Genomic DNA, 17,195 nt, shown 5'->3' with positions numbered 1-17,195 from the left:
GGCGCCGCCACGCGTCGACGCGCTCGCCTGCGCCCGGCCCCGGCGCACGCCGGCCGCCCTTGTGCGCCGGCCCCGGCGTCGCCATGCGCCGGCCGCCCGCGTGCGCCGACCGTCCGCCTGTGCCCGCCACTTCCGCGCACACGGCGCTTCACCGCCGGTGCGCCTGGTGTCACCCGCCCGCGCGCGTGCACGTCTCCCTCACGTTCCGGACGCCCGGCGGACACCCTGGTGGCGGCAAGCCATGTTCGGTTGCCCGCAGTTCACTCCTGATTCACGTCTCCGTCGTCGCCAGGCGGTCCGTCGCGCCTAGCTTCGCCCGCGGACGGATTCCGACGTCATGTCGGCGCAGGTCGCGCCGGTAACACCCAACGGGAAACCCATACGGAGGGGAAAGCGTGCGCAAGTTCCTGCCGCTGATCGGCTCGCACCAGGGCGGCCGTTCCGCCATGACCTGTCGGTACCGGTGTGGTGACGCCTGCTTCCACGAGGCGCCCAACACCAGTGACAACGGCTACGTCGGCGACGTCATAGCGAGCGCGCTGTCGCGGCGTTCGGTGCTGCGTGCCGGCGCCGTGGTGACGGTGGCCGCCGCGGCCGGTGCCACCGCGCTGGCCCAGGCCCCGGAGGCGAGCGCCGCCGCGCCGTCGGTCGCCAAGGGCGCGGGGCGCCCGAAGGCCGCGCGTGGCCTGCGGTTCACGCCGGTCGCGCCGAACACCGCCGACGCGGTCACGGTCGCCGACGGCTACGCGCAGAACATCGTCATCCGCTGGGGCGACCCGATCCTGCGCGGGGCGCCCGCGTTCGACCCGGACCGGCAGACGGCCAAGGCGCAGGCCGCCCAGTTCGGTTACAACAACGACTACATGGCGGTGCTCGACGTCCCGCACGAGCGGAACCGGCAGCTGCTGGTGGTGAACCACGAGTACACCGACGAGCAGCTGATGTTCGCCGGGTACGACCCGGCGAACCCGACCCGTGAGCAGGTCGAGATCGGCTGGGCGGCGCACGGCCTGTCGGTGGTCGTGGCACAGGAGGAGCACAAGCTGGGCCGGCTGACCGCCGTGCTCCGGCACCGGCTGAACCGCCGGATCACCGCCACCACCCCGTTCGAGGTGACCGGCCCGGCGGCGGGCAGCGAGCTGCTGCGGACCTCCGCCGACCCGTCCGGCCGCAAGGTGCTGGGCACCCTCAACAACTGCGGTGGCGGCATCACCCCGTGGGGCACCGTGCTCTCCGGGGAGGAGAACTTCAACCAGTACTTCGGGAACGGCGGCGCGGTGACCGACCCGGTCACCGCCGCGCGGCTGAAGCGCTACGGCATCGGCGGCGCCGCCTCCGAGCGCAAGTGGGAGCGTTTCGACAAGCGGTTCGACGTGGCACAGGAGCCCAACGAGACCAACCGTTTCGGCTGGGTCGTGGAGATCGACCCGTTCGACCCGGAGTCGACGCCGCGCAAGCTCACCGCGCTGGGCCGCTTCAAGCACGAGGCCGCCGAGCCGCGGCTGACCGACGACGGCCGCCCGGTGCTGTACATGGGCGACGACGAGCGCTTCGACTACTTCTACAAGTTCGTCTCGGCCAAGCGCATGAAGCGCGGCAACAGCCGGGCCGCCCGCGAGCACAACCGCACGCTGCTGGACGAGGGCACCCTGTACGTCGCCAAGTTCACCGGTGACAGCCCGGCCGCCGAGATCGACGGCTCCGGGAAGCTGCCCAAGGACGGCGAGTTCGACGGCAGCGGTGAGTGGATCCCGCTGGCCAGCGGCACCACCTCGTACGTGGAGGGCATGACCGCCGAGGAGGTGTACGTCTTCACGCGGATCGCCGCGGACAAGGTGGGCGCCACCAAGATGGACCGCCCCGAGGACGTGGAGCCCAGCCCGCGCACCGGCCGCGTCTACATCGCGCTGACCAACAACAAGGACCGGGGCGCGGCGGGCAAGGCGGCGGCCGACGAGGCCAACCCGCGCAACGGCAACAAGCACGGCCAGATCCTGGAGCTGGCCGAGCACTGGAACGACCCGGCCGCGGACCGCTTCACCTGGCGGCTGTTCCTGGTGTGCGGCGACCCGGGCGACCCGGGCACCTACTTCGGCGGCTTCCCCAAGGAGCAGGTCAGCCCGATCTCCTGCCCGGACAACATCACCTTCGACAACCACGGCAACCTGTGGATCTCCACCGACGGCAACGCCCTGGGCACCCACGACGGCCTGTTCGGGGTGGCGACTGCCGGGGAGCGCCGGGGTGAGGTGAAGCAGTTCCTCACGGTGCCGAAGGGCGCGGAGACCTGCGGCCCGATCGTGCAGGACCGGCGGGTGCTGGTCGCGGTGCAGCACCCGGGCGAGGTGGACGGCGCGAGCGTCGAGAAGCCCGCGTCGACCTGGCCGGACGGGCCGGGTGCGCTGGTGCGGCCGTCGGTGGTCAGCGTGTGGCGCCGCAACGGGGACGACATCGGCGTCTGAGCCGGCCGCCGCGCGGTGGCGGAGGCCCGCGTACCGCGATCCGGCGGGTGCGGGTGACCGGAGAGTGTCCGGGGACCGTTACGGGGTCCCCGGGCCGCGGAGGACGCCCGGGGCGGGGGAGCCCCCGGGCGTCCTCTTTTCATCTGCCGGGTGGCGCCGCCCGCCTCTTCCGGATGTCCGGACGGGCGTTGTCCGAGGGGGGTGGGAAAGCCCGCCGGGATATTCGGACGTGCGCCCTCGAAGTGCGGGAATTGCCGTACCGGGGGTCACGGGGAGGGCGCTTCCCGGTTTTGCGCGGCGGTTTTCCGGGGGGTCCGCTTTTCCGTCCGGGCGGGCCCGGTAGGCGCCGTATGGCGCTGCCCGGCGGGGCGCGCGCGGGGCCGGCGACGTCGCCGCCGGTGGATCGGTCCCGGCCCGCGAACGGGCCGGAACCGGTGGGAAGCAGGGGCGGAACCGGTGGGAGGCCGGGGCGGAACCGGTGGGGGCCGGTGTCCCGGGTGGCCGGGACCGCCGCCGGCCGGTGGACGTGGAGGCTCCGTGGAGGATCTGTGCCGATCCGCGGTGCGAATTCCGTGGCTTTATGTGAGAGTTCTGGTGATATCGCGCGCGTATTGCCCCACCGGTCCGGATGCAAAACGGGATATTGACCGATGTTTGTCAACGCGCGCCGTTAAACTTGTCGCCCCGCCACGCCAGCAGAGTTGGAAAGCGAGAGCGAGACAATGCAGCCAACCGGCCCGCTCGGAACACCACCGGTGAACGGGCGAAGCAGGCTGTTGCAGAGTCCGCTCGCCCTGCTGGACACCACCATGGACCAGTTGCGCACCCTGATCGTGGTCCACGAGGCGGGCACCGCGCTGGGCGCGGCCCGGGTGCTGGGCCGGGAGCAGTCCAGCGTGCAGAAGCAGCTCGACACCATGAACCGGAACTTCAGCGAGCTGTGCGGCGAACCCCTGGTGCTCAAGCAGGGGCGCGGCAAGAACGTGCTCTTCACCGCCACCGGTCAGGCGCTGGTCGAGCTGGCGCGCGGCACCCTGGGCAGCTGGCTGGACGGGGTGCACGAGTCGCGCCGCCGGCTCGGCCGGACCCTGATGGTCGGCACCACCCGCTTCACCCTGGCGTACCTGGCCGGGGCCGGGGAGCGGGTGAGCGCGGACTTCCGGCAGCGCGGCATCGAGCTGAAGGTGGGGCACGTCCGCACCCGGGACGTGCTGGCGAAGCTGCGCGCCAAGGAGGTCGACCTGGTGTGCGGCAGCGTGGTGACCAAGCCGGGCGGCGGTGGCAACGAGCTGGACGAGTTCGACGTCATGGAGTGGCGGCGCAGCGGCGTGTCGCTGCTGACCAACCTGCCCCGGGAGCGGCTGCCGGGCCCCACCGTGGAGAGCAGCGAGCTGCGCACCCTGCCGCTGGTGGTGTCCGCCAGCGGGTTGATGGCCGGTGTGCTGCACACCTGGTTCGGCGCCGACTACCGCAACCGGCTGCACATCGCCGCCGAGATCGACACCGTCAACTACGGCTTCGAGCTGCTGCGGTCGGGGTTGCTCCAGGGCTGCATGCTGGTGACCGAGGGCGTCGCCGAGGCGGCCGGTGACCCGCGGGCCTCCCATGGGCGCGGGCTGCGCGCGGTCGACCTGGTGAACGACACCGGGCCCCGGCTGGAGGTGCTGCTGGGCGCGTACACCCGGCGCGGGGAGCGCGCCTGCTACGACCGGTCGCACCCGCTCAACATGCTGTGGGACGCGCTGTCGGAGGAGAACGACCGGTGGCGGCGGGAGCAGCACTGGCCGACCGCCGGCCTGGAGCCGGACCCCTTCGAGCTGGCCAACACCTACGACCCCAGCGAGAGCTGATCCGGCCGGGGCCCTCCCGCCCGGTCCGCCACCGCCCGAGGGGCGGTTCCCGCCCGGTCCGCGACTGCCTGAGGTGCCGTTCCCGCCCGGTCCGCGATCACCTGAGGTGCTGTTTCCCGCCCGCGCCGCGACCGCCTGCCACGCCACCGCCCGGTACGCCGCACCCGGGGCCGTGACCGCCCGGTACGCCGCGACCGCCCGGTATGCCGCGCCCGGCCCGTGCCCGACCCGCCACACCGCCCGATCGGCCGCCGCCCGATCGGCCGCCGCCCGGTACGCGCCGCGCCGCGCCGTCGTCGTCCGCGCCGGGCCACCGCCCGACCCGTGCCCGACCTGGCACCTCCCGGTACGCCGCGCCGGGCCTTCGCCGTCCGCACCGGGCGCCGCCCGCGCCGCGTCGCCGTCCGGCCATCGATGCGTACGGCGCGCGTCGCGCGCCGGTCGCCGCCCCGTAGCGCGTGCCGGAGACCTTTTCGCCATGACGGAGATGACGGAACGGAAGGCTCCGAGGCGGCGGCTGCCGCTCCGTACGCTGCTCTGCCTCGTCCCGGTCGTGGCGGTGGCGGTCTGGGTGGTCCGGCACTGGCCGGTGGTCGCCGAGGGGGCCGAGCAGCTGCCGGCCGCGGATCCCCCGCTGCTGCTGGTGGCCGTCACCACGACCGCGCTGGCCTGGGTCGCGGCGGCCTGCGCCCGGCAGGGCGCGCTGGTGCAGCCGCTGCCCGCGGGGCGGCTGCTGGCCACCCAGTTCGCCGCGGGCGCGGCCAACCACCTGCTGCCCTCCGGGCTGGGCGCCGGGGCGGTCAACCTGCGCTTCATGACCGTGTGCGGGGTGCCGCCGGCGCGGTCCTCGTCCGCCCTGGCGCTGTATCTGATGGCCGAGGTGGTGGGGCGGGTCGGGCTGACCCTGGTGCTGCTGGTGGCCTTCCCGGACGCCCTGCCGCTGCACACCCTGCTGCCGGACGGGGTGGGCTTCCCCGCGGTGGCGCTGGTGGCCGGGGCGGCGCTGCTGGTCCTGGTCCTGGCGGTGGGGGCGCTGCGGAAGGTGGTCCGGGAGTTCCTCGGCACGGTGGTGCGGGAGGCGCGGTCGGTGCACCGCAGGCCGGCCCGGGTGCTGGCGCTGTGGGGCGGGTCGCTGGCCTTCCCGGCGCTGCAGGCCGCCGGCCTGGTGGCGGTCGCCCTCGCGCTGGGCGTGGCGGTGCCGGTGATGCACCTGGCGGTCGCCTATCTGACCGCGAGTGTGGTGGCCGCCGTGGTGCCGACGCCGGGCGGCATCGGATCGGTGGAGGCGGCGCTGGTCGTGGCGCTGGTGGGGGTCGGGGCGACCACCGCGGCGGCCACCGCGGTGGTGCTGGGGTACCGCCTGATCACCGTGTGGCTGCCGCTGCTGCCCGGTGCGCTCACGCTGGGCGCGCTGGTGCGCTGGAAGGTGCTCTGAGGCGGCTTCGGGGCGGTGCCGCCCAGTGCCACCCGGCGCCTCCCCACCCGGCGCCGTCCCCGCCCGGCGCCGTCCCCGTCCGCAGCCGGCCCGGGGCGCCGCCCGGCTCAGCGGGCCGCCGCGTACAGGTCCAGGTCGACCAGGAGGGCCCGGTGGTCGGTGTGGTCCAGATCGAGGAACCGGGTGGCGCGCGGCCGCAGCGTCTCGCTGACCAGGACGTGGTCGATCTGGGCGCCCAGCGGCGGCGCGGTCAGGCTGGGCCAGGTGGGGGTGCGGGCGGCGCCGGTCGCGCGGGCGCTGTCCCGGAGGCCGGTGTCCAGCAGGTCCCGGAACGCGGCGTGGTCCTGGGTGGCGTTGAAGTCGCCGGCGATCAGGGTGGCCCGGTCGTCGCGCCCGGCGGCGAAGTCGCGCAGCCGGCCCAGCTCGGTGCGCCACAGGTCCACCTCGCCGGGCATCGGCGGCATGGGGTGGGCGACCTGCACCCGCACCGGCAGGCCGTTGACCGTCGCCACCGACCGCGGCATCGACAGGGTGCCGGGCAGCGGCCGCTCGTCCCGCAGCGGGTGGGTGCTGAGGATCGCCGAGCCCTCGGCGGGGCTGCCGGTGACGATGTTGCGGTACGGGTAGGCGCGGCGTACCGCGGGCGCGTCGAGCGCCGTCGCGCAGCGGGCGTCGCACTCCTGGACCGCGACCAGGTCCGGCTTCTCCCGGCGCACCACGGTGAGCAGCCCGTCGGTCGCCCCGCCGTACTCCAGGTTGGCGGTGAGCACCCGCAGGGTGGCCACCGGGCGGCCGTACGGTTCGGGCCCGGCCGGCCCGTCGTAGGGCTGGGTGAACCAGCCGGTGGCCGCGGCGGCGACCAGCGCCCAGACGCAGCCGGCCGCCCAGCGCGCGGCGACCGCCAGCACCAGGCCGAGCAGTGCCGGGACCAGCAGCCAGGGCAGGAAGGCCAGCAGCTGGGGGACCGGGGTGACACCGTCGGTGTCGGCGGCCCGGCAGCCGACGACCAGGGTGACCACGGCGAGCGGCGGCATCGCGCACCAGGCGGCGATCCGCCGGCGTCCGGTGGGCAGGCGGAGGAACCGGCCCGGGCGGCCGGGCGTGGCGAAGCGGGGGAGCCGGACGCGGCGGACCGCCCGGGGCCGGCGCCCGGGTCCGGTGCCCGGGCCGGCCGCCGGCCCGTCCGGCGGCCCGTCCGGCGGCCCGGCGCGGTGGGCGGCGGTCCGCGCGGGCGGGTCCGCGGCAGGTCCCTGGCTGACGGACGGCTCCACGCTTCGGCCTCTCGGATCGACGGCGATGACGCCGATTCTCCCCGGCCGGGGTGGTCACCGGCGCGGCGGCCCCGCGGGCGGCGCCCGGCAAGGCTTGTTGACAAACTGTCTGAGAGGAATAGTTGATTCCCATTTCATTTGCTGATGTGACACTTGACACTTCGTCAATACGGGCCGGTGTGCCAAAATGCTGCGCAGAGTATTCGCGTGCTCCGGGGTCGGTGAAACTCCGAACCGGCGGTGAAAGTCCGCGACCCGGCCGAAGCCATCGGCCGGTTGACCCGGTGGAATTCCGGGACCGACGGTCAAAGTCCGGATGGTAGGAAGTACGCGGCGGCACGATGTCCGTGCAGTGGCACGCACGGTGCCGGTCGGTGGCGGGAACCAGTGTCCGCCCGCCGGCCCACCGGGCCCTGTCCACCACGACGGCTGTGTTCGCATCCCCGGAACTGCGCAGGCGGACGGGGAGCGGCACCGCTTCCGGCACTCTCTTCGCTCCCCGTCCGCTTCCGGCAGACCGTTACGGGAGCCGGCCGCCCCGCATGGGCCGGCTGGTCGAGAAGGAGAAGGGCCACACTCATGACTGTGGTGGAGCAGAGCATCGCCACCGAGCGCCTCATGGCGGTGGAGCAGGCGATCGAGGTATTCGCCGACGGCGGTTTCGTGATCGTCTTCGACGGTGAATCGAGGGAGAACGAAGGCGATTTGATGATCGCCGCCGAACATACCGACGAACGTTCACTGAAAGAGATGCTCGATCACACCTCCGGGGTGATCTGCGCGGCCCTTCCCGACGAGCGGGCCGCCGCACTCCGGCTGCCGCAGATGGTCGACGACAACACCGGGTTGCACGAGACCGCCTTCACGGTCTCCGTCGACCTCCGGGCGGGCGGCACCACCGGCATCTCGGTCCAGGAGCGCGCCCGCACCATCCGGGCCCTCGCCGACCCCGCCACCACCCCCGAGGACCTCGGCCGCCCGGGCCACATCTTCCCGGTGCGGGCGATGCCCGGCGGGGTGCTCCAGCGCGACGGGCACACCGAGGCGGCGGTCGACCTGTCCCGGCTGGCCGGGCTGTCCGGCGTCACCACCATGTGCGAGGTGGTCAACCCGGACTGGAGCATGGCCCGCTACGACGACCTGCGCCGACTGGCCGCGCGGCGGCTGCTCCCGCTGATCTCGGTACGCGACGTGGCGGCGTACCGGCTGGCCCGGGCCGCCCAGCGGCTCTGAACCCGCCGGAGGCCGATGCGGGCGGTGCCCGGGAGGCCCGGTACCCCGAGTGCCGGAGCCGGGGGCCGCGGGGCCCCGCCGCCGCTCGGCCGGTGCCGCCCGCGGCCGCCGGCCCGCGGGGCGCGGACCGCAGGGGCCGGCCGGGTCCGGTGCCGCCGGCCGGGTCCGGTGCCGCCCCGGCCACCGGGCCGGTGATCGACTGGTCGGTGGAGGGAGCCGGGTCTACGGTCGAATGAGTCTCGAGCGGACACCAGAGGTCCGCTCGACGACCTGAGCGGAACAACGACGTCCGCTCGGGTCGCTCCCGCCGACCCGGGGGAAGCACCATGGCGAGTTCCCGCCCGGCACAGGACACCGCGTCGACCGCCGACCACGAGACGCACGGCCGCAAGAACGTCGCTCTGACCGTGATCGCCAGCTGCCAGCTCATGGTGGTCCTGGACATCACCATCGTGAACATCGCGCTCCCGCACATCCAGAGCGCGCTGGACTTCTCCACGACCAGCCTGTCCTGGGTGGTCAACGCCTACACCCTCACCTTCGGCGGACTCCTCCTGCTCGGCGGCCGGACCGGCGACATCCTCGGCCGCAGACGGGTCTTCGTCTTCGGGGTGCTGCTGTTCTCGCTCGCCTCGCTGCTCGGCGGCCTCGCCCAGAGCTCCGGCCAGCTGCTGGCCGCACGCGCACTGCAGGGGGTCGGCGGGGCCATCGCGTCCCCCACCTCGCTGGCGCTGATCACCACGACGTTCACCGAGGGCCCGGAGCGCAACCGGGCCTTCGGCGTCTTCGCCGCCGTGTCGTCCGGCGGCGGCGCCATCGGGCTGCTCCTCGGCGGCGTGCTCGTCGAATGGCTCGACTGGCGGTGGATCTTCTTCGTCAACGTCCCCATCGGCCTGCTCATCGCCTTCGCCACGCCACGGGTCATCAGGGAGTCCGAGCGGCACGCCGGCCACTTCGACCTGCTCGGCGCGGTCACCTCCACGCTCGGCATGGCGTCCCTGGTGTACGGGTTCATCCGGGCCGCGCAGGACGGCTGGCTGGACGCGCTCACCCTGACCGCCTTCGGCGCCGCGGTCGTCCTGCTCGCCGCGTTCGTCGCCGTGGAGCGCCGCTCCACCCAGCCCATCACCCCGCTGCGGATGTTCGCCGACCGGAACCGGGCGGGCACCTACGGGATCATGCTCTGCCTGGCGGCCGCCATCTTCGGGATGTTCTTCTTCCTCACCCTGTTCGTCCAGAACGTGCTGGACTACACCCCGATCCAGGCCGGACTGGCCTTCCTGCCGGTGAGCGTGGTGATCGTGGTGGGCGCGGCGCTCGCCGCCCAGCTGCTGCCCCGGTACGGCCCCAAACCGTTCATGGTGGGCGGCGCCCTCGCGGCCGCGGCCGGCATGGCCTGGCTGACGCTGATCGACGCCGACGGCACCTACCTCGGCAGCATCCTCGGGCCGATGCTGCTGTTCGCCCTCGGCATGGGCCTCCAGTTCGTCTCCCTCACCCTGATGGCGGTCTCCGGAGTGCCGCCGCACGAGGCGGGGGCCGCGTCCGGGCTGCTCAACACCACCCAGCAGGTGGGCGGTTCACTGGGGCTGTCCATCCTGGTGACGACCTTCTCCACGGCCAGCCGCAACAAGGCCGAGGACCTGGTGCCGGAGTTCCTGGCCCAGGCCACGCCGCGGGAGCGGCTGGCCTTCCAGCGCACCGGGCAGCTCCCCGAGGCCTGGGCCGACCAGGCCCTCACCTCGGGCGTCACCGCGGCGTTCGTGACGGCCACCGTGCTGACCGCGATCGGGGTGCTGATCGCGGTGTTCGCCATCCAGGTGCGCCCCTCGGACCTGGAGAACCTCAAGGGCACCGGGCCGGGCGGCGCCCCGCCGTGACGGCCCCGCCGCCGGGCACCGGAACGGGTCGGGCTGCCGCCCGCCGGGGCCCGGGGCTCCCGGTGGGCAGGCCGGTCACGGCTCCCGGCGCAGCGCCAGCACCGCGTCGACGGTGTCCGCCTCGGCGGCCGGCTTGTCCTCCCGGTAGCGCACCACCCGGGCGAAGCGCAGCGTCACCCCCGCCGGATAGCGGCTGGACCGCTGGAGGCCGTCGAACGCCACCTCCACCACGAGTTCCGGGCGCACCCGCACCACCCACCCGTCGTCGCTCACCGCGATCCGGCGCAGCGCCCCGGTCTGCCACTCCAGCATCGCGTCCGTCAGCCCCTTGAACGTCTTGCCGAGCATCACGAAGGTGCCGTCCGGCCGCCGGGCGCCCAGGTGCAGGTTGGACAGCTTCCCGGTGCGCCGGCCGTGTCCCCACTCGGCGCCCAGCACCACCAAATCCAGGGTGTGCACCGGCTTCACCTTCAGCCAGGAGGCGCCCCGCCGCCCCGCGCCGTACGGCGCGTCCAGGGCCTTGACCACCACTCCCTCGTGCCCCAGCGCCAGCACCTCGGCGGCGAACGCGCGCACCTCCTGCCGGGTCGCCGCGGCGGCCGGGTCCGCGGCCACCACCCGCCGCACCCGCCGGGGCGCGGGCGCGATCCGCGCCAGCTCGGCGTGGCGCTCCCGGGCCGGCAGTCCGAGCAGGTCCCGCCCGTCCACCGAGAGCAGGTCGAAGAAGACCGGGGAGAGCGGGAGGGTCGCCTGCGCCCCGGGCACGTCCAGCCGTGACCCCACCCGCCCGGCGACCTCCTGGAAGGGCCGGGGCCGGCCGTCCGGCCCCAGCGCGATCACCTCGCCGTCCAGCACCGCCCGGTCCACCGCCAGCTCCAGCGCCGCGGTCACCACGTCCGGCAGCCGTCCGGTGATCTCGTCCAGGGTCCGGGTGAAGATCCGTACCGTGGAGCCGTCCCGGTGCACCTGCACCCGGATGCCGTCGAGCTTCTCCTCCACGGCACACGGACCGAGCCGGTCGAGCGCCTCGTCGACGTCCCGGGCGGACTGCGCGAGCATCGGGAGCACCGGCCGCCCGACCTCCAGCCGGAAGTCCGCCAGCGCCTCCGTGCCGCGGGCCAGCAGCTCCCGCGCCACCGCGCCCAGCGATCCGCCGAGCATCACCGCCCGGCGCACCTCCTCGGGCGCCGCGCCCACCGCCGCCGCGAGCCCTTCCACGGCGAGCGCGTCGAGCGCGCCCTGCCGCAGCTCGCCGCCGATCAGCCGGCGCAGGAAGCCCTGCTCCTCCTCGGTGGCGGCGGCCAGCAGGGAGTGCAGCAGCCGTTTGCGCTCGCCCGCCGCGCCCTTGCCGGCCACGGCCGCGATCCGGTCCAGCGCGGCGTCCACCTCGGCCACCTCCAGCCGGGCCTCCGGGGCGGGCGGCGGGCCGTCGCGCAGCGCGCTCCAGCCCACGCCGGTACGCCGCTGCGGCAGCCTGCCCGCCAGATAGGTGATCACCACCGGTGCCTCGCCGGGCGGGGTCCGGGTGAACAGGCGGGCGAGCGCCGCGACCTTCTCCGAGCGGGCGGAGGTGGCCGCGACCTCGGCGGAGGTCCGGGCGACGTCGGCCAGCAGCATGCCCCCATCCTCGCTCCGCCCGGCCGCCCGCGCAGATCCGTGGTGGTGCGGACACGCCGTCGTCCGGGTGACGGTGACGGGCGGGGCGCGGGCGGGAGGGTAGTCCTACAGGTGGTTACACCCTGGTACGACCCCCAAGGAGCAAGAGATGGCGCAGGGCACCGTGAAGTGGTTCAACAGCGAGAAGGGATACGGCTTCATCGCGGTCGACGGTGGCGGACCGGACGTGTTCGTGCACTACAGCGCGATCTCCGCGACCGGGTACCGCAGCCTGGACGAGAACCAGCGCGTCGAGTTCGAGGTGGCCCAGGGAGACCGCGGCCCCCAGGCGGACCAGGTCCGCTCGATCTGATCCCGCCGGGCCCGGACCCGGCGGCGGACCCCCGCCCCGTCCCGGCCCGAGCGGATTCCCGAACCTCCCCCGGCCCCGGTCCGCGGCCCCCGCGCCGCCCCGGGCCGGGGTCCGGGAGCCGGCGCCGGTGTCATCCGGTCCCGGGCCCCGCGGCGTCGGTGGCCCGGGGCCGGACGCCGTCCCCCGCCGGGCGCGAGCCGCGCACCTCCAGCCCGGCGAGCAGATCGCGGGTCGCCTCGGTCACGGCCCGCACCGCCGCGTCGAACACCTCGCGGTTGTGGGCGGCCGGCGCCCGGAACCCGGACACCTTGCGGACGTACTGAAGCGCGGCCGCCCGGATGTCGTCGTCACCGACCTCGGGCGTCACGGGGGGCCGGAGTGTCTTGATGCTTCGGCACATGCTCCCGTCCTCCTCCTCTTCCTCCCTCTTCCTCTTCCTCTTTCCTTCTATGGTCGCCTCCGCCGGGTTCCCCGGCCGAGGCGATGCCGCGTCGCCTCACTGCCCCTGGACGGCCGACATGTCCATGTAGATGACCTCCCAGAGGTGGCCGTCCAGGTCCTCGAAACCGCGGGCGTACATGAAGCCCTGGTCGTCGGGCTCCTTGGACTGCCGGGCCCCGGCGGCGAGCGCGCTGTCGACCAGCTCGTCGACCCGCTCCCGGGTCTCCGCGCTCAGGGCCACGATGACCTCCGCGGTCCGGTGCGCGTCGGCCGTCTCCTTACGGGTGAAGGTGGCGAAGAACGGCTCCGTCAGCAGCATCGCGAAGACGTTGTCGTCGATCACCAGGCAGGCGGCGTTGTCGTCGGTGAACTGCGGGTTGAACGAGTAGCCGAGCTTCTCGAAGAACCCGATGGACCTGGCGAGGTCCTTGACCGGCAGGTTGACGAAGATCTGGGTGCTCATCCGGTGCCTCGTTCCGTCAGGGGCCGCCGTGCGGGCGGCCTGTTGCAGGGGTAGACGACGCCGCCGCGGAAAACTCATCGGCGCCGCGGACCGGATCCGGAGGAATCTCCGGACGGTGCCGGCCCGGGCCCCGGCTGGGACTCCGGGCCCCGGCTGGGACTCCGGACCCCGGCGGGATTCCGGGTGTCGGCCCGGACTTCGGACCCTGGCCGGGATTCCGGGTGCCGGCCCGGACTTCGGGTGCGGCTCCGAGCCCTTGTCGTCCCGGAGTGCCTCGGGTGCCGGCTGGGCCCCGCGGCGGTGCTTGCGGGGCCCGGGGGCCCGGGGCGGGGCGCCGCGCTCCGGCGCCCGGTGGCGATGTCAGTGGTGCGTCCTACGCTGAAAACGAGTGGGAGGGGTGTGAGGATCCTTGACGAGTGATCTCACCGCGACGGCGGGCACGACCCGCGCCGACGTGGGCGACACGGCCGGTGCGGACCTGGAGGCGCGGCTGGAGCGGCACCGCGTCGAACTGACCGGCTACTGCTACCGCATGCTCGGATCGGCCTTCGAGGCCGAGGACGCGGTGCAGGAGACGATGGTCCGCGCCTGGCGCGGGTTCGACAGGTTCGAGGGCCGCTCGGCGCTGCGCTCCTGGCTCTACCGCATCGCCACCAACGTCTGCCTGGACATGCTGGGCGGCAGCCAGCGCCGGGCCCGGCCGATGGACCTGGCGTCGCCGGTGAGCGCCGGTGCCCCGCTGCCGGACGCGCTGCCCGAGGCCACCTGGCTCTCCCCCGTCCCGGACGGTCGGGTGGTGCCCGAGCGCGGCGACCCGGCCGACCTCGCGGTGGCCCGGGAGACGGTCCGGCTGGCGTTCGTCGCCGCGCTCCAGCACCTGGCCCCGAGGCAGCGTGCGGTGCTGATCCTCCGCGAGGTGCTGGCCTGGAAGGCGAGCGAGGTCGCGGAGCTGCTGGGCACCACGGTCGCCTCGGTCAACAGCGCGCTCCAGCGGGCGCGGGCCGCCCTGGCCCAGCGGGAGATCGCCGACACCGCCGTGGCCTCCGCCATGGACGAGGAGCAGCGCGACCTGCTCGCCCGGTACGTCGACGCCTTCGAGTCCTACGACCTGGAAGCGCTCACCGCGCTGCTGCGGGAGGACGCCACGCTGTCCATGCCGCCGTTCGACCTGTGGCTGCGGGGCCATGCGGACATCACGGCGTGGATGCTGGGCCCCGGCCGCCACTGCCGCGGCTCCCGGCTGATACCGGTGGTGGCCAACGGCACGCCCGCCTTCGCCCAGTACCGTCCCAGCGCCTCCGGCAGCGGCTACGACGCGTGGGCGTTGCAGGTCATCGAGGTGTCAGAGGGCCGGATCAGTGGTCTCAACTCCTTCCTGGACACCGAGCGGCTGTTCCCGCTCTTCGGGCTGCCGATGAGCCTGGACGGCTGACCCGGCTGACCCCGCGGGCCCGGCTGCCCCGGCCGATCCGGGTGCGCCAGCCGACCCGAGTGATCCGGTCGTCCCGGGTGCCTCGGCCGATCCTGGTGACCCGGCCGACGGGGCGGACCCGGCTGCCGGCCCGGCGGTCGGGGCCGCCGTGCCGGGCTTGTCCGCCGGGCTGGACCTGTCTGCCGTCCCGGGCTCGTCTGCCGGGCCGGGGGCCTCTCGCGCGCCTGGTGCGTTCGCCGGGCCCGGTGGCTCCAATGGCTCCCGTGGTTCCGGTGGCGCGGTTCCGTCGGCGTCGGGCCTTTCCTCCGGCCGGTCCTCCGGGCCTTCCGGGCGTTCCCCAGGGCCGTCCTCCGCGCCCGGCAGCACCTCCGCCAGGCCGGTGAGGGCGAGCAGCGCGCGCAACTCCGGCCCCGCCTGGCACAGCCGGATCCGCCGTCCGTGCCGCCGTGCGGTGAGCTGCAACCGGGCCAGGGCGTCCAAGGCCGCGGCGTCCGGCCGGGTGAGTGCGGAGACGTCGCAGCTCACCGGCGGTCCACCGGCGGCGCCACCGGCGTGCCCGTCGTCGCGCAGCAGCTCCCGCAGCCGGGCACGGAGCCCGGCCGCCTCGCCGGGGCCGAGCGGCGCCCGGACGACCAGGTCGGGCGTGCCCGGCGGCGCGGTGGGTGGTTCGTCCGCGGCTGACATCGGCGGCCTCCTCCGGAGCTTGACGGGATCAGGTGCCCAGTAGGACCGGCCGGCGGCGCGGAAGTCATCGCGGGGCGGGGCGGGCCGGGCCGGGCGTGGTGGCGGACGGGCGGGCCTTCGCCGGACGCGGGTCCGGGTGGGCACCCCCTGGCGGGCACCTCGCGGCGGGCGCGGCGGGGCCGGCGTGGCACCGGCATCGCCGGGGCGGAACCACTACCTCCGGTGTGTGAATGGCCCAGGATTCCCGCTCGGTATTGGGCCTGCCGGCCGGACACTTGCCGACCGTAGATTCGGATCACCGCACCGAGACCAGCCACGGCGCCCGCCGCGCCCCCTCATCGAGGAGCCCCCGTGCCGAGTCGGATCCTGCCGCCCTCCGGGCCGCCCCGCGTCCTCGCCCTGGCGCAGTTCAGCAACTCCGTCGGCGACGGGGCGTTCCTGGTCTGCTCCGCCCTGTACTTCGTGCAGGTCGTCGGGGTGTCCCCGGCCCGGGTGGGGCTGGCGCTGACGCTGGCCTGGGCGGTGGGCTCGCTGGCCGGAGTGCCGCTGGGCCACCTCGCCGACCGCCGCGGCCCGCGGGGCACCTCCGCGGTACTGGCCCTGGCGACCGCCGCCGCCGTCGCCTCCTTCCTGGTCATCAGGTCCTTCGTGCCGTTCCTGATCGCCGTGGTGTGCTACGCGACGGCCCAGTCCGGGCTGGCCGCCGCGCGCCAGGCGCTGCTGGCCGGACTGGTCGACCGGGAGTCCCGGACCGGGGTGCTCGCCTATCTCCAGGCCACGCTCAACGGCGGTCTGGCGATCGGCGCGGCGCTGGGCGGTCTCGCCCTCCAGCAGGGGTCCCGCGGCGCCTATCTGGTGGTGCTGGGGATGGACGCGGCGAGCTTCGCGATCTGCGCGGTGCTGCTGTGGCGGCTTCCGGCGCCGCCCCGCACCCCCGCCCGCGGGCGCCCGGCGGCCGACGCCGACCGGACCGGCCGGTCCGACCGCCCCGGGCGCCCCGGGAGCCCCGGCCGGCCCGACCGCCCCGGTCGGCCCGAGGAAGCGGCCGGCGCCCCGGAGCCGGTGTTCGCGGTGCTCCGCGACGCCCCGTACGTGGTGGTCGCCGCGCTCAACACGGTCCTGCTGCTGCGCATGCCGCTGCTGAGTCTCGGCATCCCGCTGTGGATCGTGGAGCGTACCCAGGCACCGCACTGGATGGTCTCGGCGCTGTTCGTCCTCAACACCGCCGCGGTGATGCTCTTCCAGGTCCGCACCGCCCGCGCGGTCACCGACCTGCCGGCGGCGGTGCGCGCGGTCCGCGCTTCCGGCCTGGTCATGCTCGCCTGCTGCGCGGTGTTCGCGCTGTCCGCCGCCGCGCTGCCGGCCTGGGCGGCCGGGGCGCTGCTGGTCGGCGGGGCGGTGCTGCTCGTGGTGGCCGAGATGATGCAGTCCGCGGGCGGCTGGCACCTCGGCTTCGAGTTGGCCCCGGCACACCGGATCGGGCAGTACCAGGGCTTCTTCGGCACCGGCGTGCCGGTGGCGCGCACTCTCGGGCCGCTGCTGCTGACCACCCTGCTGGTGACCTGGGGGGTGCCGGGCTGGTTGCTGCTGGGCGGGCTGTTCCTGGCCGCCGGGTACGCGATGGGCCCGGCGGCCCGCTGGGCCGAGCGCCGCCGGCCGGCGGCCGACCGGTCCTCGGCGGCCGACCGGTCCTCGCTGGGTGACGCGTCTCCGGCGGCCGACTCGTCCCCGGTGGCGGAGGCGTCCCCGGTGGTGGAGGCGTCCCCGGTGGTGGCGGGCCGGGTGGGGTGACCCGCGGGCCCGGGGCGGTGGTGCTGCGGCGGTCCGGGCGGCCGATCGGCGGGCCCCGGGTGCGGCCGGGCGTTCCGCGGGACCGGCCGCCGGACCTCTTGGCCGACGGGCGGATCTGCTGGAGGATCTGGAGGATCACACCCCGCAGGACCCGGCCCGGCCCCGGCGGGCACCCCGGCCGGGACGGGCGGGTGGTGCGGGCGGCGGCTCCGGCCGCCGGTCCGCACCGCGACGCCCCGCGCAGCGAGACCGTCCCGCGCCACTCCGTCCACCGTCAGGAGTCG

At 74.9% G+C, this 17,195-nt stretch carries 13 protein-coding genes and 1 riboswitch; of the genes, 8 read left to right on the top strand and 5 right to left on the bottom strand.

The window, feature by feature from the left end:
* The first annotated feature begins 395 nt into the window (after positions 1 to 395).
* From ACH4B3_RS13380 to ACH4B3_RS13370, 3 genes are all read left to right on the top strand, one after another.
* Positions 396 to 2,462 carry a PhoX family protein gene (locus ACH4B3_RS13380; RefSeq protein ID WP_398462943.1) on the top strand — a complete coding sequence of 689 codons (2,067 nt, stop codon included), beginning with the start codon at positions 396 to 398 and terminating at the stop codon, positions 2,460 to 2,462.
* Between the two features lie 809 nt (positions 2,463 to 3,271).
* Positions 3,272 to 4,312 (top strand): LysR family transcriptional regulator, encoded by a 1,041-nt coding sequence (locus ACH4B3_RS13375; RefSeq protein WP_398463167.1) that lies wholly within the window; start codon positions 3,272 to 3,274, stop codon positions 4,310 to 4,312.
* 487 nt (positions 4,313 to 4,799) lie between these two features.
* Positions 4,800 to 5,747 carry a YbhN family protein gene (locus tag ACH4B3_RS13370; RefSeq protein ID WP_398463166.1) on the top strand — a complete coding sequence of 316 codons (948 nt, stop codon included), beginning with the start codon at positions 4,800 to 4,802 and terminating at the stop codon, positions 5,745 to 5,747.
* Between the two features lie 107 nt (positions 5,748 to 5,854).
* On the opposite strand, the gene ACH4B3_RS13365 is transcribed toward ACH4B3_RS13370, so the two are convergent.
* Positions 5,855 to 6,781, bottom strand: coding sequence for an endonuclease/exonuclease/phosphatase family protein (locus ACH4B3_RS13365; RefSeq protein ID WP_398462942.1), 927 nt, complete (start codon positions 6,779 to 6,781; stop codon positions 5,855 to 5,857).
* Positions 6,782 to 7,221: 440 nt separating this feature from the next.
* Positions 7,222 to 7,352, top strand: a riboswitch (FMN riboswitch).
* Positions 7,353 to 7,597: 245 nt separating this feature from the next.
* Here ACH4B3_RS13365 and ribB point away from each other — a divergent pair.
* Both ribB and ACH4B3_RS13355 read left to right on the top strand, forming a co-directional pair.
* The gene (ribB, locus tag ACH4B3_RS13360) at positions 7,598 to 8,251 is read left to right on the top strand and encodes a 3,4-dihydroxy-2-butanone-4-phosphate synthase (protein ID WP_398462941.1); all 654 of its coding nucleotides are present in this window, start codon (positions 7,598 to 7,600) and stop codon (positions 8,249 to 8,251) included.
* 326 nt (positions 8,252 to 8,577) lie between these two features.
* On the top strand, positions 8,578 to 10,131 hold the full coding sequence (locus ACH4B3_RS13355; RefSeq protein WP_398462940.1) for an MFS transporter: 1,554 nt from the start codon (positions 8,578 to 8,580) through the stop codon (positions 10,129 to 10,131).
* Positions 10,132 to 10,206: 75 nt separating this feature from the next.
* Here ACH4B3_RS13355 and ACH4B3_RS13350 read toward each other — a convergent pair whose 3' ends face one another.
* The gene (locus ACH4B3_RS13350) at positions 10,207 to 11,748 is read right to left on the bottom strand and encodes an ATP-dependent DNA ligase (RefSeq protein ID WP_398462939.1); all 1,542 of its coding nucleotides are present in this window, start codon (positions 11,746 to 11,748) and stop codon (positions 10,207 to 10,209) included.
* A 148-nt stretch (positions 11,749 to 11,896) separates the two neighbouring features.
* Between ACH4B3_RS13350 and ACH4B3_RS13345 the strand changes: the two genes are divergently transcribed.
* On the top strand, positions 11,897 to 12,100 hold the full coding sequence (locus ACH4B3_RS13345; RefSeq protein ID WP_398462938.1) for a cold-shock protein: 204 nt from the start codon (positions 11,897 to 11,899) through the stop codon (positions 12,098 to 12,100).
* 130 nt (positions 12,101 to 12,230) lie between these two features.
* Here the strand turns inward: ACH4B3_RS13345 and ACH4B3_RS13340 are convergent, their stop codons facing one another.
* Together ACH4B3_RS13340 and ACH4B3_RS13335 are read right to left on the bottom strand one after the other, a co-directional pair.
* Positions 12,231 to 12,500, bottom strand: coding sequence for a DUF2277 domain-containing protein (locus ACH4B3_RS13340; protein ID WP_398462937.1), 270 nt, complete (start codon positions 12,498 to 12,500; stop codon positions 12,231 to 12,233).
* Between the two features lie 96 nt (positions 12,501 to 12,596).
* Entirely contained in the window at positions 12,597 to 13,004 is a 408-nt protein-coding gene (locus ACH4B3_RS13335; RefSeq protein ID WP_398462936.1) for a VOC family protein, read from the bottom strand.
* 409 nt (positions 13,005 to 13,413) lie between these two features.
* On the opposite strand from ACH4B3_RS13335, the gene ACH4B3_RS13330 reads away from it, so the two are divergent.
* Positions 13,414 to 14,436, top strand: a complete 1,023-nt coding sequence (locus tag ACH4B3_RS13330) for a sigma-70 family RNA polymerase sigma factor (protein WP_398462935.1) — start codon at positions 13,414 to 13,416, stop codon at positions 14,434 to 14,436.
* Here ACH4B3_RS13330 and ACH4B3_RS13325 read toward each other — a convergent pair.
* Entirely contained in the window at positions 14,347 to 15,120 is a 774-nt protein-coding gene (locus tag ACH4B3_RS13325) for an STAS domain-containing protein (protein ID WP_398462934.1), read from the bottom strand. The genes ACH4B3_RS13330 and ACH4B3_RS13325 overlap by 90 nt on opposite strands.
* Before the next feature lie 351 nt (positions 15,121 to 15,471).
* On the opposite strand from ACH4B3_RS13325, the gene ACH4B3_RS13320 reads away from it, so the two are divergent.
* The gene (locus ACH4B3_RS13320; RefSeq protein ID WP_398462933.1) at positions 15,472 to 16,911 is read left to right on the top strand and encodes an MFS transporter; all 1,440 of its coding nucleotides are present in this window, start codon (positions 15,472 to 15,474) and stop codon (positions 16,909 to 16,911) included.
* Positions 16,912 to 17,195 lie beyond the last annotated feature (284 nt).

Origin of the sequence: Streptomyces sp. NPDC018031, from assembly GCF_044327625.1 — a bacterium.
In the GTDB taxonomy this organism is placed as follows: domain Bacteria; phylum Actinomycetota; class Actinomycetes; order Streptomycetales; family Streptomycetaceae; genus Streptomyces.
Note: the sequence above shows the minus strand (reverse complement) of the source record. Positions and strands in the feature narration are given on the sequence as shown.